Below are 25,795 nucleotides of genomic sequence, written 5' to 3' on the forward strand. Positions count from 1 at the left end.
GGCTTGCCGTAACGCCTATTAGATTTCAGACCCACATTCCACAATGATTGGAATTCAACGTGGATTATCGAACAGGAGAGACTGAGTATATTGGCTCCTCCCGGCGCTTCGAAGCGCTCCACTTCAGAGGCCTCCATGAGTATTCTTTTTTCGCCCTTCACGCTTTGCGGTCTTACGTTGAAAAATCGCGTCGTCATGGCTCCGATGACTCGCGCGCGTGCGCTAAATGACATTCCCGATGACTTGACAGTGCTTTACTACCGCCAGCGAGCTGGCGCCGGCCTTATCGTCAGTGAAGGTGTTCCTGTTTCTATTCAGGGACGGGGCTATCTCTTCAACCCCGGTCTTTACAATCAGGAACAGGTTGAGGGATGGAAGCGCGTAACCCGGGCAGTCCATGAAGAAGGCGGTAAAATTTTCGCCCAACTCTGGCACGTGGGCCGTGTGTCCCATACGACGTTACAGCCAGACGGCGGGGCGCCTGTTTCATCGAGCCATAAACACGCGGCCAACTCCCTGGCCTATGCCTACAACGAGGAATATGAGCCAGGTCCGATCCAGGCCAGTGTTCCGCGAGCGCTGTCTACAGAGGAAATCCCGGGCATCACGAATGACTTTGTCCAGGCTGCTCGCAAAGCGATGGAAGCCGGTTTCGATGGCGTCGAAATTCATGGCGCTAACGGGTATTTGTTCGAACAGTTCATCAACCCAACGGTCAACGATCGCACAGACCATTACGGCGGTTCGATTCAGAACAGAATCCGTTTGCTGCTGGAAACCATCGATGCGGTTGCCCAGGAGGTAGGCCGCGCCAAAGTAGGTGTGCGTATTTCTCCATTTGGCCGTCTCTTCGACATGGCTCCGTTCGACGATGAGGCCCAAACCTGGGTTGAAGTCGCCCGCGAGGTTCAACAGCGGGATATCGCCTACGTCCATTTGAGCGATCAGTTGACCATTGGTGCGGAGGGCATGCCTGACGGATTTGCGAGGAGTTTTCGTGAAACATTCCGGGGTACGTTGATCGCTGCTGGCGGCTTTGATCGCGAGTCTGCAGAACGTGCCCTTGAATCCGGGGAGCTGGATTTAATCGCTTTCGGTCGCCCGTTCATTGCAAACCCCGACCTGGTGGAGCGAATGAAGAACGGCTGGCCCCTCGCAACACCTGATCGATCAACGTTCTACGGCAACAGCGGTAAAAAAGGCTATGTCGATTACCCAGTGTATGAATCTGTCGAATAGTCACGATTCATGATGCATGCGGGACAACAGTTCTCGGGTTTCATCCGGGAAGTGTTGCCCCGCATCTGGCAGGGTGTCTCCATCGGATACACCTAGTCGGGCCTGAAAATGATTGGATCCCGCTGGGCCAGTGCCAACAGTTCATCAACGATCATTCTGATCTTCGGTTGAATGTACCGTGTTCGTGGCCAGATCACATGGATGGGCATCTCGGCGCCAGCGTAACGTTCAAGAACAGGAACCAGTGCACCCTGTTCGATTGAGTCCTGAACCAGCCAGGTGGGGAGTTGGGCGAGTCCTCCGCCTGCGAGGGTCATCTTCAGCATCATCTCACCGTCCCCTATCTCATGTTTGACGCGCACCTCTTGCTCAAATGTCTGGCCATTTTCATCAATCAACATCCAGGTTTTCCGGGTGCCGTTACGCCAGCCTACGATGCAGTCATGTTGCAGAAGGTCGTTTCGATTTTGAGGTGCTGCGTGTCTGGCCAGGTAGTCTGGCGTTGCACAGATCAACAAGCATTGGCTGCCCAGTTTTCGAGCCACTATGTCCCCATCGTCTTTCAAGGTTCCGATTCTCACCACGAGATCGATGCCATCGTTGACGATATCCACCAGCCGCTCACTGAAGCTGACCGACAGATCGAGCTTTTGGTATCGAACAGACATATCGATCAGGGTAGGCAGGATGTGACGTCGGCCAAAGGTCGCAGGCAGATCAACCCGCAGGCGACCGATGGGTTCTTGCTGTCCTGTAGTCAGCAGGCCCTGGGTTTCAGCCAGTTCGTCCATCACCCGCAAGCAGCTCGCCAGGTAGGTTTCTCCTTCTTGAGTGAGCGTCAAACGGCGGGTTGTACGATGCAACAGCTTGACCCCCAGTCGCGCTTCCAGGCGGCTCACGCTTTTTCCCACTGCGGAGCTGGTCACGCCAAGTTCAAGCCCGGCGGCTGTAAAACTGAGTAGCTGTGCGGCGGCTACGAACTCCCGAATACCGTCAAAGGTGTTGTCCGTCATTATGGAGTCCAGTTCTGTAATACATGGGATTTAACCCGTTTTATCGTCCGATCATACACAGATAATGCCTTTGCTAACGCAGTCAGCTGCCTGCCGGCCAGACGACTTCCAGGCGGGTGTGGGTAATGCGCCATTCGCCGTCGATACGTGTGTACTCATCCGCGTAGATACCAAGCAGCAACAACGGGTTAGGGTCAGGTTTTGAGGCCGTTTCGAAGTCGATCAAGTAGCAGCGGCCTTGTGCGGTATCCGGCCCCGTGAGCTGGACCCAGTGGTTGGTGATCGCATGCATGAAGGGATAATTTTCTCGATGATCTCGATCGTACAATTTGAACGCGTCATTGAGACCTGACTGTATAGCCTCGATACCCTCCATCTTGCCGACAGTGACCTCCACTACCGCATCTGCGGAGAAGACCTGGTCGAGTGCGGCAATGTTATTGCCGTCGAGCAAGTGCGCGTAGAGCGTTCTAAGGCTGCGGATTTGTTCGCGGTCTAACAGTTCTTTGAGATAGATGTCCATGATCAGAAGCCTCTGTCGTTAATGAATGGTTTGCGCCTGCCGGGTCATCCAAACCGGCAAACAGTATTGCTGCCACTCTAGACAGAGTTCGAATGGAAGATAATCCAGGTTCTATTCCAATCATTTAATCCCTTAAGGATGAAATGATTGATTATGTGCCGGCCTTTGGTAAATTCGGCCAGCAAACAGCATGCATCGCACGTAGCATCCTCTTCTGGGCTTCAGATTCGGAAATCTTCATGGCAAAAAAACCAGCAGCACCCGCTACCGAGCGATCGATCACAGCACCCAAGAAGGGGGCCAGCCTTACCTTGATCGATGTTGCCAAGGTTGCCGGCGTTTCGCCCATGACTGTTTCAAGGGCACTGCATCGACCGGAATTGGTCACCGAACAGACGCGAGACAAAGTGCGTGAAGCCGTGCGACAGACCGGGTACGTCTCGAACATGCTGGCGGGTGGGCTGGCGAGCAATAAAAGCCGACTGGTGGCGATTTTCCTGCCGACCATTGCCAACTCGATTTTTGCCGACACCGTGCAGGCACTGATGGATCGCTTGACTCAAGCGGGCTACCAGACCTTGCTGGGTTTGACGGGCTACTCTGCCGAAGAAGAAGAAAGGCTGCTCGAAGCGGTGCTCGGGCGGCGCCCGGATGGCATTGTCCTGACCGGCACACTCCATACCGAGTCCAGCCGTTTGCGGCTGGCGCAGGCGGGCATCCCGCTGGTTGAGGCGTGGGACCTGAGTGAAGATCCTCTGGACATGCTCGTCGGTTTCTCCCACGAAAAGGTGGGGGAGGAGACCGCACGCCATTTGGTCAAGAAGGGCTATAAGCGTTTCTCCGTGGTCACAATCAGTGACCCCCGTGGCCTGCGCCGTTGCAACAGTCTGATTGGCGAACTGAAACGCCTGGGTATTGAACAAGTGCCTATGGAAGTCTTGGCGCCACCCGCCACACTTGAAGTCGGCAGGGAAGGGCTGCGACGCCTGCTTGGGCGCCCAGTGCAGCCGGATATCGTGGTGTGCAGCTCGGATACTGTTGCGCAAGGGGTGCTGGCTGAAGCCGCCAGTCGCGGGATGCAGGTGCCTGCTGATCTTGCGGTCATGGGCTTCGGGGATTTGAGCAGTGCGGCTCAGGTTTACCCGGCATTGTCGACCGTCAGCGTCGATGGCAAGAAGATTGGCCTGCAGGTGGCGCAAGCGCTGCTGGAGCGCTTTGAACACCCACTGGGCAGCCATGACCCCGTGCGAATCGATACCGGTTTCACCCTCATCGATCGCGCCAGCACCTGAACCCGGAATGTGCATATTTTGATTAAGGTCACTGTTGAATGATTGCGCAATCAGTGTAATATCCGCCCAAGGCCCTACTGGACAGGGCCTTTTTCCAGTCTACGGATGATTGCGCAATCATTGCTCAATCACCACGCTATCAGGAGCTGTAAGGGCAACGCAGATTCAACGCTGTACTCACAATAAGGAAAATAATAGTGATCAACCCTACGCAATCGGTAGCGAAGACAAATGTCCGCTATCTCATCCTGGTGATGATCTTCATCGTCACCGTGTTCAACTATGTTGACCGGGCCACGCTGTCTATCGCGGCCCCAAGCATGCGCGCAGACCTCGGTTTTGATGCCATGACCATGGGTATCGCCTTTTCGGCCTTCGGCTGGGCGTATACCTCGATGCAACTGCCTGGCGGCATCATCCTCGACCGGTTCGGCTCACGCCTTGTCCTGGGGCTGAGCCTGATCATCTGGTCGCTGTTCACCTTCCTGCAAGGCTACGTTGACCTGTTCAGTTCGGCGTTTCTCGCGCTGTTTGTATTGCGCTTCATGATGGGCGTGGCGGAAGCGCCGGCGTTTCCGGCAAACAACCGTCTGACCGTGATGTGGTTCCCGCGCAATGAGCGGGGCCTGGCGACGGCGGTGTTCCAGTCTGCGCAGTATTTTGCCCTGGCCGTGTTCACGCCATTGATGGTCTGGCTGGTCAGCACCTGGGGTTGGCAGCACGTGTTCTGGGTGACGGGGGGCGCCGGTATCCTGATTGGCTTCCTGTGGTTCCGCATGGTTCAGGAGCCGCGTAAAGACAAGCGCGCCAACCAGGCTGAAATCGACTACATCGAAGCCGGGGGTGGCTTGCCAACCATCGGTGACGTGAAAACACCGTTCAGCTGGAAGCGCATGAAGGCCATCGGTGGCAACCGAATGATGGCGGGGATCTACCTGGGGCAGTTTTGCCTGACATCGATTACCTGGTTCTTCCTGACCTGGTTCCCCACTTACCTGATCGAAGCCAAAGGCATGACCATGCTCAAGGTCGGCCTGGTCGCGGCCATTCCACCGATCGCCGGCTGCCTGGGCGGCATGATTGGCGGTGTGTGGTCGGACTGGATGTTGCGCAAAGGCTTCAGCCTCACCGCCGCACGAAAGACGCCGATCATCTGTGGCCTGTTGCTCTCCAGCAGCATCATGGTCGCCAACTACACCCAATCGATCACATTGGTCATCCTCGTGATGTCGGTTGCCTTCTTTGCCAAGGGCGTGGGCAACCTGGGCTGGTGCATCGTTGGAGACGTCTCTCCGGCGAAGGCGATGGGGGTCAGCGGCGCGATGTTCAACTTCTGCGGCAACCTGGCCAGCATCGTCACGCCCATTGCCATCGGGGTAATGATCAACCAGCTGGGCTCTTTCGATGTGGCGCTGATGTATGTCGCGGCCATGGGGTTGCTGGGCGCGTTTTCCTATCTGTTTATCGTCGGGCCCCTCAAGCGCCTGCAACTGGATGACTGTCAGGAATCGCCAGCCACTGCTGTTGATGACACGCCAGTAACGTCTTCCTCACACCTTCGTACCTGATCTCTTTTCACCCTCAAGGAGAGCGCCATGCTCGCACAACCACATCCAGTCAAATCCTCCGACGATGATCGCATTGCCTGGGTTCGGGTATCTTCGGTCATTCTGCCGCTGGCCAACCCCATCAGTGATGCCAAGGTGCTGACCGGTCGGCAAAAGCCGATGACAGAGATCGCCATCCTGTTTGCTGAAATCGAAACGGTCGATGGTCACAGCGGCCTTGGCTTCAGTTACTCCAAACGGGCAGGGGGGCCAGGCCAGTTTGCCCACGCCAAGGAAATCGCACCGGCCCTGATTGGCGAGAACCCGAGTGACATTTCCAAACTGTGGACCAAGCTGTGCTGGGCGGGCGCGTCGGTCGGGCGCAGCGGCATGTCGACCCAGGCCATTGGTGCCTTCGACGTGGCGCTCTGGGATTTGAAAGCCAAGCGCGCCAATCTGTCACTGGCCCGATTGCTTGGCGCCCAACGTGATTCGGTGCGTTGCTACAACACCTCGGGTGGTTTTCTTCATACTCCGCTTGAACAATTGATGAAGAACACCGACCTGTCCCGTGAGAAAGGCATCGGCGGGATCAAGCTAAAAGTCGGGCAGCCGGACTGTGCGCTCGACATCAAGCGCGTCAGTACGGTCCGCAAGCACCTGGGTGAGCATTTCCCCCTGATGGTTGATGCCAACCAGCAATGGGATCGGCCGACGGCCCAGCGCATGTGCCGTCAGTTTGAAGAGTACAACCTGATCTGGATCGAAGAACCGCTGGACTGCTATGACGCCGAAGGTCATGCCGCGTTGGCACAACAATTCGATACGCCGATCGCCACCGGTGAAATGCTCACCAGCGTTGCCGAGCATGCCGAATTCATCAAACTGCGCGGTGCGGACTTCTTGATGCCCGATGCACCACGGGTAGGCGGTATTACGCCGTACCTGAAGGTTGCTTCAATGGCCGAGCAGGCGGGACTCATGTTGGCACCGCACTTCGCCATGGAGTTGCATGTACACCTGGCGGCGGCCTATCCGACCGAGCCTTGGGTGGAACATTTTGAATGGCTGGAGCCGCTGTTCAACGAACGCCTGGAAACCCGCGACGGCCGGATGATGGTACCGACCCGCCCGGGCCTGGGGCTGACGCTGAGCGAGCAGGTGAAACCGTGGACCGCTCAAACCTGCGAGGTCGGCGCACGGCCCTGATTGACGCAAACCCGGGTGGCGTTTGCCACTTAACGTAAGCGCCAGTGCTGCGATCAACCGCAGCACTGGCGATTTACCTCGCGCCCAAAGGCGCTACTCACCCCAACCTTCGCGCACTGCCCGGCGTATGGCTTCGAGCAACATGGCAAACGCGGGGTTGTCGTTATTTTCTCGCCAAATCAGGTGCAATTCACTTTGCACCCCTTCGCCCAGATCGATATCGCGAAAAATCACGTTCTTGAACACCACACTGCTTGCACAGCGCGGCACCAGGGCCAAGCCCATCCCGGCATTGACCAGCGCCAGAATGGTGAGCGATGAACCGAGCCATTGCACGTACTCCGGTGCCACGCGAGCTGATCGCAGCATGCCGGTCAGCAGTTCGTTGAACGGTGGATACGCTGCGTGGGAATACATCAGGAAGGGCTGGGCATCCAAGTCTTTGACTGAGATATCGCTGGCCTGGGCTAACGGGTGATGCCGGGGCAGCGCCAGCACAAAGGGTTCGCGAACAAGGCACTCGGTGGCGTAACCGGGCTCCAGCAGCGGTGCCCGGGCGATGCCCAGATCGACTCGGCGTGCGCGCAACGCTTCATGCTGTTGGTAGGTGTTCATCTCTGAGAGGTCAATTTTGACCTGGGGTTGCTTGAGCCTAGCTTCGGCAATGACCTTTGGCAAAAACTCATACACCGCGCTGCCTACAAAACTGATGTTGACCGAACCGATATCACCCTCTGCGAAGCGTCGGGCGTTGGTCGCCGCTTGCTGGGCACGCTCCAGCAGGTTTTGTGCTTCGATGAAAAAAGCCCGGCCCGCTGCGGTCAGGGCCACGCTGCGGGTGGTGCGGGTAAACAGTTCCACGCCCAGGTGGTGCTCCAGCAATTGAATCTGCCGACTGAGGGGCGGCTGGGTCATGTTCAACCGTTCAGCAGCGCGCCGAAAGTTGAGTTCTGTGGCCACCGTGGTGAAGCAGCGCAGCTGGGTCAGTTCGAACATTGATCTAATCCTGGTATCAATCGAATGCCAAGTTAGATTAGACGGGAACAATGTGCGCGTCCATCATCGGGCTGTCCCTAAAAAAACAATGATTGGGAGTTGCCCCTTTGAATACCCTTCACCCGATGCCTGACGCCACGGTACTTGCCCGGGCCGCGTCCAAGGTAAAGCGTCATGTTCTGCCCTTGTTTGTGGTGATGTTCATCGTCAACTACATCGATCGGGTCAATATTGGCTTTGTTCGCAGTCATTTGGAAACCGATCTGGGCATTGGCGCCGCCGCTTATGGTCTGGGAGCCGGGTTGTTCTTCATTGGTTACGCGATCTTCGAAGTGCCGTCCAATATGCTGCTGCAGCGCTACGGTGCAAGAGCCTGGTTGACCCGCATCATGTTCACGTGGGGCGCTGCGGCAATGGCGATGGCTTTTGTGCGCGGTGAAACCAGTTTCTATGTGCTGCGCTTTATTCTGGGCGCGGCAGAGGCGGGCTTCTTCCCGGGGATCATCTACTACTTCACTCAGTGGTTGCCGTCGACTGAGCGGGGTAAGGCGATGGCGATCTTCCTCAGCGGCTCGGCGATTGCCTCGGTGATCTCCGGCCCGGTGTCCGGTGCCCTGTTACACGTAAGTGGTTTTAGCCTGCACGGCTGGCAATGGATGTTCCTGATAGAAGGTTTTGCCTCGATTGTTCTCTGCGCGTTCGTCTGGTTCTGGCTGCAATCCCATCCTCGTGATGCGAAATGGTTGAGCGAAGAAGAGAAGGGCGCATTGATCAACGCGATTGCTCTGGAGCAACAAGCCCGTGAGGCGGTGCTGACAGTCAAGCCTTCGATGTTAAGGCTGCTGGCCGACAAGCAGATCGCCTTGTTTTGCTTCATCTACTTCTCCATTGCCCTGACCATTTATGGGGCGACATTCTGGCTGCCCAGCATGATCAAAAAGATGGGCAGTTTTGATGATTTCCAGGTTGGGCTGTTCAACTCGATTCCGTGGTTGATTTCCATTGTTGCCATGTATGGCTTTGCCGGAATGGCCAGCAAATGGAAACACCAGCAGGCTTGGGTCGCGCTGACGCTGGTGATTGCCTCGCTCGGTATGTTCATGTCGACTACCGGCGGCCCTGTGTTCGCCTTTATCTCCATCTGTTTCGCCGCGATTGGTTTCAAGGCAGCTTCAGCGCTGTTCTGGCCGATTCCTCAGGGCTATCTGGACGCACGTATTGCGGCGGCTGTCATCGCGTTGATCAACTCCATCGGTAATCTTGGCGGGTTCGTTGCTCCTACCGCGTTCGGCTTTCTGGAGCAAACCACGGGCTCTATCGAGGGTGGTCTGTACGGGCTTGCAGCCACATCGCTCCTGGCGGCGGTGGTGATATTTTTTGTTCGCACGACGCCGGCTGGCCAAGCTCAATCCACTGCTACTCACAACACTTTGAAAATCGACCCTGCGGGAGCCGCTTCTTGAAAATCACACGAGTTACCGTCACCCCCATCGCCTTCCGTGATCCACCGTTGCTCAATGCCAGCGGTATTCACGAACCCTATGCCCTGCGCTCCATCATCGAAATAGAGAGCGACACTGGCTATATCGGCCTCGGTGAAAGCTATGGCGACGCCCCTGCGCTGGCGATCCAGCAGCAGTTGCAGGCGCAATTGATAGGCCTTGACCCGTTCAACCTGAATCAGTTGCGGGCAATCGTCCGGGCTACCGTGGCAGCCCACGCACCGCAGAGTATTGCTGGCGCGGAGCTGGCGCCCGGCTCTCACGCGAGCAAGGCCGTCAGCAATGCTTACTCGGCGTTCGAAGTCGCGTTTCTGGACCTGCAAGCGCGCTCCTTGAATGTACCCCTGGTGGATTTGCTGGGTGGCGCAGTGCGCGATGAAATCCCGTTCAGCGCCTACCTGTTTTTCAAGTACGCGCAGCATGTGGATTCGCCTTACCAACCTGACGCTTGGGGCGAGGCGCTGAACGAGGAACAGATCGTCGCCCAGGCACGAAGAATGATTGAGGCTTACGGCTTCAAGAGCATCAAGCTCAAGGCCGGGACTCTACCCCCTGAGCACGAAGTGTCATGCATCAAAGCCCTGAAGAAAGCCTTCCCGGGCTACCCGTTACGCATTGACCCCAATGGTAACTGGTCTCTGGAAACCTCAATCCGGATGGCGCAGTTGTTGGGTGACGACCTGCAATATTACGAAGATCCAACCCCTGGTCTGGAGGGTATGTCCGAGCTGCACAGACTCACTGGTTTGCCGTTGGCAACGAACATGGTCGTCACCGACTTTGACGAGTTCCGGCGCAGCGTTGCCCTCGACAGCGTGCAAATTGTTTTGGCCGATCATCATTACTGGGGCGGCCTGCGGGATACTCAGCACCTGGCCAAGATGTGCCAGACATTTGGTGTTGGCGTATCCATGCATTCCAACTCACACCTGGGTATCAGCCTGATGGCCATGGCCCATGTTGCCGCGTCAGTGCCCAACCTGGACTATGCCTGCGACACTCACTATCCGTGGCAAGAGCCTGATGAAGAGGTGGTCAAAGGCGGAAAGATACCCATCGTTGATGGTTGCGTGAGAATCACTCGCGCGCCGGGACTGGGGCTTGAGCTGGATTATGAGCAATTGGCAAAGTTGAATGATCTGTACCTCACTTGCGGCATTCGACAGCGCGATGATGTGAAACAAATGCAGCGGTACAAGCCTGACTGGCAAGCGCTAAAACCTCGGTTCTGAGGACTTCGCGTGATGGGCTGCCCACTGTGTTCAGCGGGCAGTCGTAGAGGTGCTGAGAGATCAGGTTTTCGATCGGGTTGTTGCTGCTTCTGGGCGCTCTGTTTGCCGGAGTCAAGACTGTCGCCCTGGCTCCGGTGCAGCTACCTGCTAGCTACGGGGAGCAGCAGGTTTTCCGTCCACCTGGCGCCAGACATTCAGCGGGTTTTGTTGCTTGAGCGCTTCAGGGAGCAAGACGTCCGGGAAGCTCTGATAGCACACCGGGCGCAGGAAACGCTCAATTGCCGTCGATCCTACCGACGTCGTGCGGCTGTCCGAGGTGGCCGGGAAGGTTCCGCCATGCACCATGGAATCGCAAACCTCTACGCCAGTCGGGAAGCCATTGATGAGAATGCGCCCTGCTTTTTTCTCCATTGCCTTGACCAGTCCCTGAGCAATCGACAGGTCTTCGTCTTCCAAATGAAGCGTCGCTGTCAGTTGACCCTCAATGGATTGTGCAAAAGCCAGCATCTCTTCGACGTTCTGGCAGCGAATGACAATAGCGGTCGGGCCGAACACCTCCTCCAACAGCCCAGCATTGGCCGATATCTTCGTAAACGTAGTCTGGTAAAGATGCCCTTGCGCCTGAGTCATTCCTGAATGAGCTTGTCCCGATGCAACCGCTTCTACACCTGCTTCGCCCGAAACCCTGTTGACCCCCTGTTCATAGGCAGAGTGAATGCCGGGAGTGAGCATGGTCTGAGCTGCTTTCTCAGAAAGGTACGCCCCGGCCCGGGCCAGGAAAGCGTCCATGTCGGGACCTTCCACGGCCAGGACCACACCGGGATTTGTGCAAAACTGGCCTGCCCCCATGACCAGGGCGTCCACGAAGGCAGTAGCCATGGAATCAGCGCGTTTGGCCAATGCGCCTGGCAGCAGGAAGACCGGGTTGATGCTGCTCATTTCCGCGTAGACCGGGATCGGCTCAGGCCGTGCTGCAGCAGCGCGCATTAATGCCAGGCCGCCAGCTCGAGAACCGGTGAAACCTACCGCCTTGATGGCCGGGTGCGAGACCAGTTGCTGGCCGACATCACTGCCGTCACCTACCAATAGGGAGAATGTCCCTTCCGGCAGTTCAAGTCGTCTCGATGCCTCCTGAATCACCCGGCCTACCAATTCCGAGGTGCCGAGGTGAGCACGGTGGGCTTTCACCACCACGGGGCAGCCGGCAGCCAGTGCAGAAGCGGTATCTCCACCCGCCACGGAGAACGCCAGAGGAAAATTGCTGGCACCAAAGACAGCAACCGGGCCCAACGGGATTCTGCACATGCGCAAGTCAGGGCGTGGCAAGGGCTTGCGTTCAGGCAGCGGCGAATCGAACGTAGCGGTTTGCCACCGGCCTTGACGGAGCACCGTGGCGAACAGCCGCAGTTGACCTGCCGTGCGGCCACGCTCACCCTCCAGGCGCGCAACTGGCAGGCCTGTCTCGAGGTGCGCTCGTTCAATGAGGATTGAACCCAGTTCAATGATCCCGTCAGCGATCGCTTCAAGAAACTGAGCGCGGGTCTCGGGATCGGTAGCGCGCAATGGATCGAACGCTTGCTTTGCAAGTTCGCAGGCTTGATCGACAAGTGCCGTGGTTGCGCAAGTGAAGACCGGAGTGCGGATGGCCTGTTGGTCACAAGGATTAATGGCCAGAAGCTCACGCCCTTTGCCACGAATCACCTGGTAGCCAATTAATTGTTCGCCGGTGAGTTGCATACATGTACTCCGCTAATCTGATTATTTGTCCGTAGAAATGGGCTGCTTCAACAGCAGTGCGTAGGCCATTGCTGCCACAGATGCCACGACGGCACTGATCAGAAATGCAGAAGCAAATGAGCCCGTCTGCTGGATGCTGAACCCTGTGACAATTGGAGCGACCGAGCCAGCCAGGTATCCGCCGAAGTTCTGGATGGAGCCAAAGGAGGCAACACGCCGGCTGTCCACCACGGTATTGACGATCATCCAGGCAGTAGAACTGGCCATGTTCACGCTAAAGAGCGCGAAGCAAAGCAAGATCACACTCAAGACAATTCCGCTGCCAAACGAAAGCGGCACCGTGAAGGCTGCTGCCGAGAGCAGCGCGCACACCACGACGATCTTGCGACTACCCAGAATCGTGGCGCCGTTCTTCACCAGGCGGTCGCAGATACGGCCCGCCACAATGGTGCCCAGAGCACCGAACACGTAAGCCAGAGAAACGACCCATGCTGTCTGATAAAGAGTGAGGCCATGCTCACGTTCGAAGTAGCCAGGCAGCCAGGTCAGATGCAGCCACAGCATGTAAATCACGCCCATGAAACCCAGCACTGCCCCCCAGGTGGTCTTGTGACGGAAAAGCTCGGTCCAGGCGCGAAGTTGTTCCTTGATGGTTGGCCTGACCGTAGGCGCTGACTGTGGTTGTAAGGCCAGCAGGCGCTCCCGCTCCTCGGCAGGCAGCTCAGCCAGGTAGCGTTCCTTGCTTTTGTAGAAAGCGAACCAGCAGGCGGCCAACACAATCCCGAACACACCTGTGACGATAAACATGCCTCGCCAACCCCAGGTGACCATCAGCAGCGTCAACAGTGGCGGCGCGATGCACGGACCGATACACGTCGACGACAGCACGATGCCCGTAGGTGTGCCGCGCTTCTCGGCTTCGAACCACTCAGACAGTGCTTTGGCCGCCGAAGGGAACATCGGTGCCTCACCAATACCCAGCAAAATCCTCAGCCCGATAAAAGACGAAAAACTGTTGATCAGGCCAGATGCGGTCTGGGCCACCGACCAACCAAGGAGCGCCGCGCCCAGGGAAATCTTGCTACCAAGGCGGTCGATGATCACTCCCAAAGGCAACTGGGCAAGCGCGTAGGCCAGAGAAAACGCCGACAACAGGATACCCATCTGTGTCGGCGAGATCCCCATGTCCCGCTGGATCGAAGTGTTAGCAATCGACAACGCACTGCGGTCGACGTAGTTGATGATGCCAATCACCAGGAGCAGGCTCACGGTGATGACCTGGTACTTCTTGTAAGGGGTGGAGCTAACGACCGTGTCAGGCTTGCGGCCAAGCTCTGCTTGCGCATATTTATTATTCATGGGCGTTCACTTTTCTTATTGTTTATTTGAAAGCAGGTCGTTGGTTACATCGAGGCTTCAAGAATCCACCGATAATCGTCAGCAGAAGCCTCACGCGGGTTTGTGCGATGACTGTGGTCAGCCAGGGCGCCCTGGATGATGTTCGAAAACATGTCCTCGGTAACGCCAAGCTCACGCAGACCGGTCGGCAGCCCCAGCGCACGGGTCATGTTGCGAATCGCCTCTTCGATTGCGTTCTCATCAGCCAGGCCAATGGCTTGAGCGATTCGAGCCATCTTGTGCTCGGCCACAACCGTCTGGGCCTGGCGGTTGAATGCGATGACGGCGGGAAGAAAAATCGCATTGAGCGTGCCGTGGTGCAGGCGTGGATCAATGCCGCCCAGGGAGTGACTGAGGCTGTGAACGCAACCCAAGCCCTTCTGGAAGGCCAGGGCGCCCTGCAGTGAGGCACTCATCATGTTGATACGGCCTTCCAGGTTCTTCGGATCCCGGGTTGCGGTTTCGATGAAGCGCCAGGCACGCCACAGGCCATCCAGAGCAATACCGTCAGCAGGCGGATTGAACGCAGGGGCCATGAAGGTTTCCAGGCAGTGGGCAATTGCATCCATACCGGTGGCGGCGGTCAGTGCGTGTGGCAGGCCCAGAGTCAACTCCGGGTCGCAGATCGCAGATTTGGGTACGACATAGGGAGAGATCACTCCGACCTTGCGACCGTCATCCAGAATCAGGATGGCGCCACGGCCAACCTCGCTACCAGTACCGGCAGTGGTCGGGACCGCGATAACGGGAGCGGTCGCTGAAGTGATACGGGCCAGGCCACCTTCAATGACGGCAAAGCTCTTCAGCGAGCCTTCGTGGGTAGCGCAGACGGCCACACCTTTGGCCAGGTCGATGGCGGAACCACCCCCGATGGCGATGATTCCGTCGCATCTGAACTCTTTGAATATGGCCACGGCTTCGCGAACGGCTCTTTCGTTCGGGTTGGAAGGCGTGCCGTCATAGATTGGCAGTTTGACGCTAGCATCGGTGAATGTGCCGAGGGCAACATTGATGATGCCGGCAGCCCGGACCCCAAGGTCAGTGACGATCAAAGGCCTGGTTATACCAACACGTTGGCACTCGGCGGGCAAAAGCGAAATGGCTCCTGCGTCGAACTGAATTTGGGTGATGTAATTGATCAGGGACATGGGTCTCCTTGAGCCTTCAGTATTGTTATTATCGGCTTGAATTAGGCCAGTCTGCCGCTTCAGGCGCGACAGGGTGCCGCGCCAGTATATGAATCAATTTCTGACCTCGGTATTGAGAACAATCCATACAGGTATAGCTTGGAGTAATATCAGATGACCCCGTCGCTCAACTCGATCATGTCCAGACTCCATGCCAGACACCTGCGCTTACTTATCGAATTGGACGAGCATGGCTCTCTCCTCGGGGCCGCGAATAGCGTTGGCCTCACTCAACCGGGCGCGAGCAAAGCGCTGCAAGAGATCGAGACGACCTTTGGCACGGCGCTGTTCACACGAACCAACCGGGGGCTGGAGCCTACGGCGGCTGGCTACTGTGCGATCCGATATGCTCGGGTGGTTCAAACAGATATCTCAAACCTTCGGCACGACCTTGATGCGATCTTGAGAGGTGTAGGAGGGCGACTCGCAGTAGGCGCAATCATGGGCGCTGTCCCCCTGTTGATGGGGGCGATTTCGCAGCTCATTGCCATCCAGCCCGAGATGTCGTTCGAGATCATTGAAGACACCAGTCAATCTCTGCTGGCGCAAATCGAGAGCGGCCGACTGGACATGGCGCTGTGTAGAACGTGTGTGAGCAACTCGCCGCATCTGTTCTCGAGTTCGCTTGTTCAGGATGAGACGCTGGCCGTCATCGGCAATATCGATCATCCGCTCAAGGAAGCGCAGACGCTTAGCCTTGAGCAGCTGGCTTCAAGCCGATGGATTGTGTACAGGGCGAACATGCCGATGCGGGTGCAACTGGAGCGTGAGTTTCACGATGCAGGCATTCGCTTCCCGCTCCACCTGGTCGAGACCACTTCAATCCTGGCGACTTTGTCGCTCCTGCAAAACCAGTCCGATTTTGTGGCCCTGGTTTCAATAGATGTGGCGAACCAATGTGCGCAACACCACCGAATACGGATCTTGCCCCACTCGATAAAGTCGGTCAGCGATCCCTACGAACTGGTCACCCGCAGGGGCGGTCAGGCTACACCAGCCATGAAACAGTTAACGGAGTTACTGCTTGGCCCAGCAGAAACTGTTGATCCGGACGTTTGATGCCGCGATGACAAGATGTGATTGCCCACCAAAGCAAAAGGGCCCGCAGAGCAGCAATAATGTTCACTCAAGAGCAACGCGGCTCAAATGTGGGAGCGGGCTTGCTCGCGAGGGTCTTCAGTGCGCAGCATTTACTTGGTAAATACGCGTCACCGTTAACAACCATCGCGAGCAAGCCCGTTCCAACAGAGGCAGAAATCACTTAAGTGAACAACATTGCCGTGAACGCTATGCCGGTTTTCAGCGAGCAGTCAGCGCGGAGTAACTGTTCATCAGGTTCCGGTAGTTGGGAATACGCTGAGACAGCAGGTTGCCCAGGCCTTCAATGTCGTTGCGCCAATCGCGTTGCAGCTCACACGCTACGGAGAACCAGTTCATCATCTGGGCGCCAGCCTGGCTCATGCGGTTCCAGGACGCTTGTTGTACGGTGGTGTTGAACGTCCCCGAAGAGTCAGTTACCACGAACACGTCAAACCCTTCAGCCAGTGCCGACAACGTTGGGAACGCTACGCAGACATCTGTCACCACGCCGGCGATGATCAATTGCTTGCGACCCGTTGCCTTGATCGCCTTGACGAAGTCCTCGTTGTCCCAGGCGTTGATCTGGCCTGGTCGAACGATGTACGGCGCGTCCGGGAACATTTCCTTGAGTTCGGGAACCAGCGGGCCGTTGGGGCCTTGTTCAAAACTGGTAGTGAGGATGGTAGGCAGCTCGAAGAATTTCGCGACGTCAGCCAGGGCCAGCACGTTGTTCTTGAACTCGTTGGGTGTGAAGTCCTGCACCAGAGAAATCAAGCCTGTCTGGTGGTCGACCAGTAGAACTACGGCGTCGTCTTTGTTCAGGCGGTTGTAAGTTGCGTTAGTCATGGTGGAATCCTTTTCGAAGTGGCGGGTGGCTGTCGTTCAGCGATGAGCTCAGATTAATGTTCTGATCAGCGACGAAAAAGCACCTGAAAAACGATTGACTGTCCACCTGAACGAGACAATGCATCTGCAGCATTTTGGGTGATCGAGCAGGGTGCCTGGACAGGTAATAACCGGTGGTGCGCAGTTGAAGGCTGAACACCTGAACGGGTTATGCAAATACCCTGCGAATGCCGGGTGGAAACATCAGCTCGGGTCGCCGTGAGGAACGGACAGATAGGCAGCTGTTGCAGGCGGAACAGTGGATCAACAATCTGTCCGGCAGGCGACACTATGGCGCTTCACGAAAAGTCATAACTCATTGATTTTATAAAGATATTTAAATGGCACGGTTTCTGCTCCAGTCCTTGTGCAGGTGCCGCGGCGGCCTCTGCCATCACGAGGACGGGCAATGAACAACACTCTGAAAGTGGTCGCGGTATCCGGGAGCGTGCAGCGCCCAACTCGCACCCTGGTGCTGCTCAAGGCCCTGGTCGCCGGTCTTGAGCAACAGTTGCCGATCGCGCTGCACTTGATCGAGTTGTCCGAGATCGGCCCGCAGTTTGCCGGGGTGCTGCGCCGCGAAGACTTGCCCGCAAGGGTAGAGGCCCATCTGCAAGCCATTGAAACGGCCGACCTGCTGATTGCTGCCAGTCCGGTGTACCGCGCCTCATACAATGGACTGTTCAAGCACCTGTTCGATTTCGTCCATCACCAGGCGTTGAACAACGTGCCGGTGTTGCTGGCCGCCACCGGTGGCTCGGACCGCCACGCTCTGGTCATCGAACACCAGTTGCGCCCGCTGTTTGGTTTCTTTCAGGCCCTGAGTTTGCCCATCGGGGTGTATGCCACAGAAGCCGACTTTACCGATTACCAGATCACCAGCCCGCAGGTGCTCGAGCGCATCGAGCGCGCTGTCGAGTCCGCGGTCCGGAACCTCACTTCGACTGTGCAACCGGACGCCAGCGCGGCCTGAAGTTACCGGTAGACCTCACTTCAACGTATCACTGGAGTACACGCAATGAGCCAGGACAACATCAAGTTTGCCTACTGGGTTCCCAACGTCAGCGGGGGACTTGTAATCAGCAAGATCGAACAACGCACCAGCTGGGACATCGATTACAACCGCAAGCTGGCGCAAATCGCCGAAAAGGCCGGTTTCGAGTACGCCTTGTCACAGATCCGCTTTACCGCCGGTTATGGCGCCGAAAACCAGCATGAGTCGGTGACCATCAGCCACGCATTGTTGGCCGCCACCGAGAAGCTCAAAGTGATTGCTGCCATCCTGCCTGGGCCCTGGAGTCCGGTACTGGCTGCCAAACAGCTGGCCACCATCGACCAGTTCACCAACGGTCGGGTTGCGGTCAATATCGTGTCGGGCTGGTTCAAGGGCGAGTTTCGGGCCATTGGCGAGCCGTGGCTGGACCACGATGAGCGCTATCGTCGCTCGGAAGAATTCATCCAGGCGCTCAAGGGCATCTGGACCCAGGACAACTTCAGTTTTCATGGCGACTTCTACCGTTTCCATGACTTCACGCTCAAACCCAAGCCACTGCAGCAACCGCACCCGGAAATCTTCCAGGGTGGCAGCTCACGCGCCGCGCGGGAGATGGCTTCGCGGGTTTCCGATTGGTACTTCACCAACGGCAACAGCGTCGAAGGCATCAAGGCCCAGATCGACGACATTCGGGCCAAGGCTGCGCTCAATGGCCATTCGGTGAAAGTCGGGGTGAACGCTTTTGTCATCGCCAGAGAAACCGAAGCTGAGGCTCAAGCGGTACTGGAGGAGATCATCGCGAAGGCCGATCCAGAGGCCGTCAACGGTTTCGGCAGCGAGGTGAAGAACGCCGGTGCCTCCAGTCCTGAAGGAGAAGGGAACTGGGCCAAGTCCACTTTCGAAGACCTGGTGCAGTACAACGACGGCTTCAAGACCAACCTGATCGGTACTGCGCAGCAGATTGCTGAACGCATCGTAGCCCTCAAGGCCGTGGGCGTGGACCTGATCCTCAGTGGCTTCCTGCACTTTCATGAAGAAGTGGAGTACTTCGGCAGAAAGGTGTTGCCGTTGGTGCGTGAGCTGGAGCGCGAGGCGGTCACGGCCAAGGCTGCGGCACTCGCTTAAAAGACGGGATGGGCGTCTCGCGACTGAGTCCCTGATCCGATGTGCATCCGGTCTCAGGACCCAGCTGGAAAACCCCTCAAGATGATTGGCGGGGGACGTGTCGGGGGTCGCGAAGCCATTGCTGCAATTCCGTTTCGGCTTGCTCCATGGCATTGCGGTTAAGCAATTTTCGCATCAATGCGATGCTGACCGCACGAGCTCTGAGATTGTATGTATAGCTACCCAGATGGCCATCGGTTGGTTGATAGGCACCGAGCTTTTCGTACAACTGCTGCAATCGATTTTGTACGCTGCGCAATGAAAGGCAGCGTCGACTGGCTATGGCACGGTCTGTAAGTCCCAGTGCGATGTCTTGCAGCACTTCATACTCGGTGTCCGTCAGGCCAAGTACCTGGTCTTGGGACTTCTGCTGCACGCCGCGTATCTCACGATCTATGACGCATTGTTGCTCAATGAAAAGACTGCGCAGCGCCAGGCGCAAGCGCTCCTCCGAGGCGGTCTTGAGCACATAGCCGTAAGCAGCGCCCTCTGGAACGATTCGCGAGATGCCTCGCACATAGGCTTCATCAGCATAATTAGACCAGAACAGAATCGATGTATCGGGCCGGTCTCGCCAGATCGTCTTGGCAGCCTCCACCCCGGTGCGTCTGGGCATCTGCAAATCCATGACTACCGCCGTGATCCCATACTCATGGGCCAGTCGCTCTCCTGCCAGCCCGTCCTCGGCTTCCAGCAACCGGGTGCACTCAGGAAGCGCCAGTTCTATAACTTCCTTGAGAAATGCGCGATGAACGGGGTCATCTTCAATCAACAAGACATCCATCAAACGGTTTGCTCCGGTTCAATGTGAGGGACGGGCAGGGGCAGACTTATACAGACGTGTGTTCCCTTGCCTTGCGGACCGGTCTCGATCTGCAGTTGGGCGTCGAGCAAGCGAGCGCGGATTTTCATGTTCTGTATTCCGCCGCAGTTCAGCAGATTATCCCGGTCAAGTCCGAGGCCATCATCGACGATGGAAAGCTGCAGGCGGTTCGCGGCCCGGCTGATCTCGATGTCAATGGAGTCCGGATAAGCATGTTTGATAGCGTTGTTAACCGCCTCCTGGATGATGCGGAACAGGGCAATTTTCTGCGGCTCTGCAAGCTTGTTTGCTAACCCACCTGTGGTGTCACGCAGGCGAGTGGCAATGCTCAGGCCACTGTTGCGCACACTGCGCAACAACAAATCCTCTACGCCTTCTTCCAGGCCGAAAAGCTGGAGCACTGTGGGTTTGACCGCATCAATGATAAGGCGCAGCTCCTGCATGCTCTCTTGCAACGCGTCACTGACGGGTTTCAGGTCATTCCCCGACAGCGTATCCACGGTCATCAGGCGGGCGATCCGGCGGTGCAGGCGCGTCATGTCGGCCAGCGTCTGGTCGTGTAAATCCATGCCAATGCGCTGCCGTTCGTTTTCCAGCTCCTCGGTCAAGCGCAGGGCACCCAGGCGCAACCCCTCTTCTCGGGCGCGAATCTGGGTTTCGGCGATCGCCAGTCTTTTTGCTTGATCGGTCTGGCGTAGTGCGTAGAGGTAGGACGCCAGCAGATCGGCGACATGCTGGGTATGGTGCACGTCTTCCAGGGTGTAGTAATCGGCTGCATGTTTGGAACAGCTCAATGCACCGATAATTTCACCTCGCGCCCGCAACGGCACGTGAAGTCTGCTGCGCAGCCCCGCATCGAAAATGGGCGTGTTGAACGCGCCGACAAACTGATAGCGGGGGTCAGTCGTAGCGTCTTGACTGAGGATGTAAGGTTCCTCTCCCAACAGCAGGGCACGGATCGGACTTTCCACGATCGGCAGCGGGTGATTGGCAAAGTTGCTCCATGCGGTGTGTAACCCCGTTTCATAAGCATGCAGATGGTTTTCTCCATCCAGCAACAGCAAGCTGATGTCCAGGTGATCATGGGGCAGGATGATGCGAATTTCCTCGGAAATTGCGTCGATCATCGACTGGAAGTCCAACTGACCCGCGAGGGCCCTGGAGATGCCGAGAAAGTGATGGAGGACATCCTCGGCATGGATGCTGGGTCGTTTCACGGTCATGCACCTTTTATTTTTGTAGCCCTACCATACCCGCTATCACTGAACGCGGGCATCCCTCTGCGCGGGCGATCAGGTGACCTGATTGAAAAATTGCGAATGCTCGCAGGCAGATTGCGTGATCCCGCATATTTGGTGCGGTGTCGCGCCGCATATCTGCATTGATGTGCGCAGACGCTGGCTGTGAGACGGCGCAGACTGAAATCGAACTTGTGTAAAACGGTGAGCATCCATCCATTGGACCGCCCGAACCCCAAAAATAATAACAAAGGTCAATCCATGAAAATTCGTCCGTTGCGATGCCTGTTTCTATCAAGCGCGCTGTTGCTTTCTCCCTTCATGCAAGTGCAGGCCGATACGGCCGACAAGACCATCGCCTTGTCCAATAACTACGCGGGTAATTCCTGGCGTCAGAATATGCTTGGCAGCTGGAAGCAGACCACCGACGACGCTGTGAAAAAAGGCGTTATCGCTTCCGCAGACGCCTTCACAACCGGTGAAAATCAGGCTACCGAGCAAGCGGCACAAATCCAGAACCTCATCCTTCAGGGTTACAGCGCCATCGTCATCAACGCAGCGTCGCCGACCGCTCTAAATGGCGCCGTCAAGCAGGCCTGCGATGCGGGCATTATCGTCGTGTCCTTCGATGGCATCGTCACCGAACCCTGTGCCTATCGCATCTCCATGGACTTTAAACAAAGCGGTCTTGACCAGATGGATTACCTGGCCAAACGCTTCCCAAATGGCGCAAACATACTGGAGATTCGCGGGCTGGCAGGCGTCTCGGTGGATGAGCAGATCCATTCCGGGATCGTTGCGGGCGCGCAAAAGTATCCCAACCTGAAAATCGTTGGCTCGGTCAACGGCAACTGGTCACAGACTGCCGCGCAGAAAGCGGTGGCGGGCATTTTACCTAGCCTGCCACCTATAGATGCCCTGGTGACTCAAGGGGATGACGGTTACGGCGCGGCCCAGGCGTTCATGTCCGCTGGACGGCCGACGCCGACGATTATCTTCGGTAATCGCGAGGAAGAGCTGTCGTGGTGGAAGAAACAGAAAGACGCCAACGGCTACCAAAGCTTTTCGATTTCCAGCGCTCCGAGCATCTCCAGCCTGGCGTTCTGGGTAGCCCAGCAATTGCTGGATGGCAAGAAAATGCCCCATGACTTGCTGTCGCCAGCAGTCAGCGTGACTCAGGACTCACTGGAGCCTGCACTCAAGGGCCTTGAGAAGGGCGGGATTGTCAGTCAGGTCTACAGCGTCGAGGACGTCGCCACGCTGACAAGCCCATCCGCTCATTGACCAGCATTGCCGCGCCTGAGTGCGCGGCAATGCCGAGGAGAATGTCATGTCTGACTTTCAACGAGCGCTGGTAACCTTCCAAGGTATCGGCAAATCGTTTGGCGCTGTTCGCGCCCTGTGTGAGGTCAACCTGAGTGTTCAGGGCGGAGAGTGCCTGGGGTTGATCGGCCATAACGGCGCGGGTAAATCCACCCTGATGCAAGTCTTGGCCGGCACTCTTTCTGCCGACTGCGGTGCGCTGCTGGTCGGCGATCAGGAAGTACGCTCCAGCTATGGCGTGCAGGTGGCACGCCAGCACGGGATCCGCTGTGTGTTTCAGGAACTGTCTTTATGCCCAAACCTCAGCGTGGCCGAAAATACCCGGCTGATGTCACCGGCTATTCGTGGCTGGGGCTGGCGACGTAAAGCCAGGGCGCTGATCGAAGCCAGTCTTGATCAGATTTTTCCGGGCCATGATATTCGTGGCGACGACATCGTTGCCGAGTTGCCGATCGGCAAACGCCAGATGGTTGAAATTGCCCGTGCATTCGTGCGTGTCGATGAACGCCTGGACTTGGTGATTCTCGATGAACCCACGTCCTCTCTGGATTCGCGGGTTGCCGAACAACTCCTGCAGTTTGTCCGGCGCTTTGTCGGCGCTGGCGGCAGCATCGTGCTGATTAGCCACATTCTTGGGGAGATGCTGGACACCTGTGACCGCATTACCGTAATGCGTGACGGGCGAGTGGTAGAGATTCGCCCCGCGACGAATTTTACCCACGCGTCCCTGGTGGAGTGCATGGGGAGCGCCGCAAAGGCGGCTTGCGAACAGCACGTTTTTGTCTCGCGACGGGCCCATGGTTCTCCCGTGGTGGCTCAACGTCCGGCCCGTCAAGCCAATGCAATGACAGTCAATGCGCATCCTGGCGAAATCGTCGGTCTTACCGGGTTGGCAGGACATGGCCAAAGCCAGTTACTCATTCAAATACTGCGTCACCGTATTGCCAGGGGGCAGGGCGCCGCGCTAGTGGCCGGGGATCGACAAAATGACGGTGTGTTTGCGATGTGGTCTATCGCCGAGAACATCACGATCAGTTCGTTGGCCCATCTGAAGCGCGGTGCCCTGATCGATCCCGACGCAGAGCATGCCATGGCTGAAGAATGGCAAAAACGCATGGGAATCCGCACCCCGGATATGGGAAACCCCATCCTTTCACTGTCGGGCGGTAATCAACAAAAAGCACTGTTCGCCCGCGCATTGGCATCGCGCAGCGATCTGATCCTGATGGATGATCCCATGCGTGGCGTTGATGTCGGCACCAAGCGTGAGGTGTACTCGATCATCGCTCAGGAGGCGGCCCAAGGGCGCACCTTCATCTGGTACACCACAGAGCTGGAAGAGCTCGATTACTGTGACCACATCTATGTGTTTCGTGATGGCCAGGCAGTCCTTGACCTGCCACGCAGCCAACTAAGCGAGGAGCAGATTCTTCGCTGCTCCTTTGTGGAGCAAACGGCATGAATGCATCTACCTCGCTACCGCTGAAAGGCGCTGCGGTCAAATCGCCCGGGTTGAACTATGCACGCCTGCTGCGCAGTGCGTTGCCCGGGGTTTCACTCGCGGCGCTGCTGATCACAATTTTCATCATGCAGCCCAGGGCCATGAGTTACATGGGCATGAACCTGATGCTTAACCTGGCGGTGCCGATCGCCTTGGCGACCATCGCCCAGATGCTGATCATCACTGTCAACGATCTTGACCTGTCGCTGGGCAGTTTTATCAGCTTCGTCGCCTGCGTGGCGGCAACGTTGCTGGACCAGCACCCCGTACTTGGCTGCCTGGCGTTGCTCGGATGCATTGCGGTGTACGCGTTGCTGGGCGCGCTGATTCATATACGTAACTTGCCTTCCATCGTCGTAACTCTCGGCATGTCGTTCGTGTGGATGGGCGCTGCTGTGCTGTTGTTGCCTGCGCCGGGAGGCAGTGCGCCTGAATGGCTGCAGAGCCTGGTTCGTATCAAGACACCTTTGCTGCCTTTCGCGATCATTGTCTGTGTGGTGCTGGCGATTGCCGTACATGTGTTTTTGATGCGTTCGACGCTGGGTGTTGTGTTGCGGGGGGCGGGGGGAAATCCGCTGGCCATTGCGAAGGCAGGGTGGTCGCTGCTGCGCATCAAGATAACCATGTATGCGCTGGCCGGTACGTTCGGGGTCTTCGCCGGCCTGTTTTTAGTCGGCCTGACCACCTCTGCAGACGCAAGCATCGCGCTGCGTTACACCTTGTTGTCCATCGCGGGCGTGATCCTCGGTGGCGGTGAGTTTGTCGGCGGCCGCGTCTCGCCCACCGGCGCAGTGCTGGGAGCCCTGACACTGGTGCTGGCAGGCTCGCTGCTGTCCTTTATGCGCATTTCGCCAGACTGGCAGATGGGTGCCCAGGGCGCGATTCTGATTCTCGTCCTCGCCTTGCGTACGTCCGTCAACCGTCTTGAGGCTCGCCCACTATGAAGCGTGTTCCGTTACTCACCACTGTCATGGGCAAGCCCTGGGTATGGTCGTTCCTCGCCGCCTTGCTGATTTGGATCGCGACCATTGCCTTCACCGGGGGCCAGGGTGCAGGTTCGCTGTTGTCAGGCTCACTGAGCTTCTCGGCGTTCTTCGTGATAGTCGGCATCGGCCAGATGTTTGTGATTACCACGGGCCCGGGCAACATAGATTTGTCGATTCCGGCCAATATCGCACTCAGCGGGGCCATTGGCATGAAGTTGATGGACGGCCAGCCAGGTCTGATCTGGTTGGGCGTTCTAGGTGTACTGGGGGCCGGTATGTTGATCGGTTGTGCCAACTACGCCTTGATCCGGGTGCTTCGCATACCGCCGATTATTGCCACGCTGTCAGCCAGTTTCCTGTTGCAGTCAATGGCGATTGCCTACGGTCGAAGCATTCGGATCCAGCCACCGGAAATGTTCTACCAGTTCTGCACCGGAAACGTCTTGGGCGTGCCGTACCTGGCGATCAGCGTCGTGTTGCTGGCAGTCGTCATGGGCTACGTGCTGACACGCAGCATCTACGGCCGCTGGACGATCGCCATTGGCCAGAACGCCCGTGCTGCGGAGCTTGCCGGTGGCCATGTCAACCTGATCCGCTTCGCGACCTACGTACTCTGTGCGGTCTTTGCCAGCCTCTGCGGCCTTCTGCTGGCCGGTTTTTCCGGAGGGGCTTCGTTGAGCATGGGCGAGGAGTACCTGCTGGCCTCGATTGCAGTCGTGGTGATCGGCGGGACCTCAGTGGCGGGTGGATTTTCCAACGTGCCCGGCATCTGGGGAGCGGCGCTGTTTCTTTATCTGCTGGTAAGCATGCTCAACACCTTTGGCGCCAGTGCCGGGGTGCGCTTGATCCTTACCGGCCTGATCATCATTGCGGTCATCACCGCCGTCAGTGGCCGCAAGTCGGCACGCACTGCCTGAATAGAGGGT

Annotated in this window: 22 protein-coding genes; 13 read left to right on the forward strand and 9 right to left on the reverse strand. The window is 57.3% G+C overall.

The features are described 5' to 3' along the window. The first annotated feature begins 135 nt into the window (after positions 1-135). Positions 136-1,239: an alkene reductase gene (locus VSQ83_RS12020; protein ID WP_133079472.1), complete on the forward strand. Its 1,104-nt coding sequence runs from the start codon at positions 136-138 to the stop codon at positions 1,237-1,239. Positions 1,240-1,331: 92 nt separating this feature from the next. Here VSQ83_RS12020 and VSQ83_RS12025 read toward each other — a convergent pair whose 3' ends face one another. Beyond that, complete coding sequence (locus VSQ83_RS12025; protein WP_133079473.1) at positions 1,332-2,252, reverse strand: LysR family transcriptional regulator; 921 nt, start codon at positions 2,250-2,252, stop codon at positions 1,332-1,334. A gap of 82 nt (positions 2,253-2,334) precedes the next feature. After that, the gene (locus VSQ83_RS12030; RefSeq protein WP_133079474.1) at positions 2,335-2,775 is read right to left on the reverse strand and encodes a nuclear transport factor 2 family protein; all 441 of its coding nucleotides are present in this window, start codon (positions 2,773-2,775) and stop codon (positions 2,335-2,337) included. Positions 2,776-3,014: 239 nt separating this feature from the next. On the opposite strand from VSQ83_RS12030, the gene VSQ83_RS12035 reads away from it, so the two are divergent. The 3 genes from VSQ83_RS12035 to VSQ83_RS12045 all read left to right on the forward strand — a co-directional run bounded on the left by VSQ83_RS12035 (position 3,015) and on the right by VSQ83_RS12045 (position 6,823). Then, positions 3,015-4,067, forward strand: coding sequence for a LacI family DNA-binding transcriptional regulator (locus VSQ83_RS12035; RefSeq protein WP_037031773.1), 1,053 nt, complete (start codon positions 3,015-3,017; stop codon positions 4,065-4,067). Between the two features lie 254 nt (positions 4,068-4,321). Further along, a complete protein-coding gene (locus VSQ83_RS12040; protein WP_133079492.1) occupies positions 4,322-5,635 on the forward strand; it encodes an MFS transporter in 1,314 nt (437 codons plus the stop codon). A 27-nt stretch (positions 5,636-5,662) separates the two neighbouring features. After that, the gene (locus VSQ83_RS12045) at positions 5,663-6,823 is read left to right on the forward strand and encodes an L-talarate/galactarate dehydratase (protein ID WP_133079475.1); all 1,161 of its coding nucleotides are present in this window, start codon (positions 5,663-5,665) and stop codon (positions 6,821-6,823) included. 93 nt (positions 6,824-6,916) lie between these two features. Here the strand turns inward: VSQ83_RS12045 and VSQ83_RS12050 are convergent, their stop codons facing one another. Continuing rightward, a complete protein-coding gene (locus tag VSQ83_RS12050) occupies positions 6,917-7,819 on the reverse strand; it encodes a LysR family transcriptional regulator (RefSeq protein WP_019822571.1) in 903 nt (300 codons plus the stop codon). Between the two features lie 107 nt (positions 7,820-7,926). Here VSQ83_RS12050 and VSQ83_RS12055 point away from each other — a divergent pair, with 107 nt between their 5' ends. Next, positions 7,927-9,282, forward strand: coding sequence for an MFS transporter (locus VSQ83_RS12055; RefSeq protein ID WP_019822572.1), 1,356 nt, complete (start codon positions 7,927-7,929; stop codon positions 9,280-9,282). Further along, on the forward strand, positions 9,279-10,553 hold the full coding sequence (locus VSQ83_RS12060) for a glucarate dehydratase family protein (protein ID WP_326426880.1): 1,275 nt from the start codon (positions 9,279-9,281) through the stop codon (positions 10,551-10,553). The genes VSQ83_RS12055 and VSQ83_RS12060 overlap by 4 nt, the downstream gene beginning before the upstream one ends. A gap of 147 nt (positions 10,554-10,700) precedes the next feature. Here VSQ83_RS12060 and VSQ83_RS12065 read toward each other — a convergent pair whose 3' ends face one another. From VSQ83_RS12065 to VSQ83_RS12075, 3 genes are read right to left on the reverse strand one after another with little or no spacing between them, the layout of a single operon-like run. Beyond that, positions 10,701-12,290 (reverse strand): aldehyde dehydrogenase (NADP(+)), encoded by a 1,590-nt coding sequence (locus VSQ83_RS12065; RefSeq protein WP_326426881.1) that lies wholly within the window; start codon positions 12,288-12,290, stop codon positions 10,701-10,703. A gap of 21 nt (positions 12,291-12,311) precedes the next feature. Beyond that, positions 12,312-13,649: an MFS transporter gene (locus VSQ83_RS12070; protein WP_326426882.1), complete on the reverse strand. Its 1,338-nt coding sequence runs from the start codon at positions 13,647-13,649 to the stop codon at positions 12,312-12,314. 44 nt (positions 13,650-13,693) lie between these two features. Then, the gene (locus VSQ83_RS12075; protein ID WP_133079480.1) at positions 13,694-14,836 is read right to left on the reverse strand and encodes an iron-containing alcohol dehydrogenase; all 1,143 of its coding nucleotides are present in this window, start codon (positions 14,834-14,836) and stop codon (positions 13,694-13,696) included. A 153-nt stretch (positions 14,837-14,989) separates the two neighbouring features. Here VSQ83_RS12075 and VSQ83_RS12080 point away from each other — a divergent pair, with 153 nt between their 5' ends. Continuing rightward, complete coding sequence (locus VSQ83_RS12080) at positions 14,990-15,934, forward strand: LysR family transcriptional regulator (RefSeq protein WP_133079481.1); 945 nt, start codon at positions 14,990-14,992, stop codon at positions 15,932-15,934. A gap of 240 nt (positions 15,935-16,174) precedes the next feature. Here the strand turns inward: VSQ83_RS12080 and ycaC are convergent, their stop codons facing one another. Next, positions 16,175-16,801, reverse strand: a complete 627-nt coding sequence (gene ycaC, locus VSQ83_RS12085) for an isochorismate family cysteine hydrolase YcaC (protein WP_326426883.1) — start codon at positions 16,799-16,801, stop codon at positions 16,175-16,177. A gap of 448 nt (positions 16,802-17,249) precedes the next feature. Between ycaC and msuE the strand changes: the two genes are divergently transcribed. Continuing rightward, entirely contained in the window at positions 17,250-17,813 is a 564-nt protein-coding gene (gene msuE / locus VSQ83_RS12090; RefSeq protein WP_326426884.1) for an FMN reductase, read from the forward strand. A 45-nt stretch (positions 17,814-17,858) separates the two neighbouring features. Beyond that, complete coding sequence (sfnG, locus tag VSQ83_RS12095; protein ID WP_326426885.1) at positions 17,859-18,959, forward strand: dimethylsulfone monooxygenase SfnG; 1,101 nt, start codon at positions 17,859-17,861, stop codon at positions 18,957-18,959. A 76-nt stretch (positions 18,960-19,035) separates the two neighbouring features. Here sfnG and VSQ83_RS12100 read toward each other — a convergent pair whose 3' ends face one another. Both VSQ83_RS12100 and VSQ83_RS12105 read right to left on the reverse strand, forming a co-directional pair. Further along, positions 19,036-19,782: a response regulator transcription factor gene (locus VSQ83_RS12100; protein ID WP_133079484.1), complete on the reverse strand. Its 747-nt coding sequence runs from the start codon at positions 19,780-19,782 to the stop codon at positions 19,036-19,038. After that, entirely contained in the window at positions 19,782-21,044 is a 1,263-nt protein-coding gene (locus VSQ83_RS12105) for a GAF domain-containing sensor histidine kinase (protein ID WP_133079485.1), read from the reverse strand. Before VSQ83_RS12105 ends, VSQ83_RS12100 begins: the two co-directional genes overlap by 1 nt. Before the next feature lie 276 nt (positions 21,045-21,320). Between VSQ83_RS12105 and VSQ83_RS12110 the strand changes: the two genes are divergently transcribed. Genes VSQ83_RS12110 through VSQ83_RS12125 form a run of 4 tightly spaced genes read left to right on the forward strand, consistent with a single transcriptional unit; the run spans position 21,321 to position 25,786 of the window. Beyond that, positions 21,321-22,343 carry an ABC transporter substrate-binding protein gene (locus tag VSQ83_RS12110; RefSeq protein WP_133079486.1) on the forward strand — a complete coding sequence of 341 codons (1,023 nt, stop codon included), beginning with the start codon at positions 21,321-21,323 and terminating at the stop codon, positions 22,341-22,343. A 46-nt stretch (positions 22,344-22,389) separates the two neighbouring features. Next, entirely contained in the window at positions 22,390-23,844 is a 1,455-nt protein-coding gene (locus VSQ83_RS12115) for a sugar ABC transporter ATP-binding protein (RefSeq protein WP_133079487.1), read from the forward strand. Continuing rightward, positions 23,841-24,827, forward strand: a complete 987-nt coding sequence (locus VSQ83_RS12120; RefSeq protein ID WP_326397890.1) for an ABC transporter permease — start codon at positions 23,841-23,843, stop codon at positions 24,825-24,827. Before VSQ83_RS12115 ends, VSQ83_RS12120 begins: the two co-directional genes overlap by 4 nt. Further along, positions 24,824-25,786 carry an ABC transporter permease gene (locus tag VSQ83_RS12125; protein ID WP_326426886.1) on the forward strand — a complete coding sequence of 321 codons (963 nt, stop codon included), beginning with the start codon at positions 24,824-24,826 and terminating at the stop codon, positions 25,784-25,786. Before VSQ83_RS12120 ends, VSQ83_RS12125 begins: the two co-directional genes overlap by 4 nt. Positions 25,787-25,795 lie beyond the last annotated feature (9 nt).

Origin of the sequence: Pseudomonas sp. DSV-1 (genome assembly GCF_035830915.1) — a bacterium.
Classification (GTDB): domain Bacteria; phylum Pseudomonadota; class Gammaproteobacteria; order Pseudomonadales; family Pseudomonadaceae; genus Aquipseudomonas.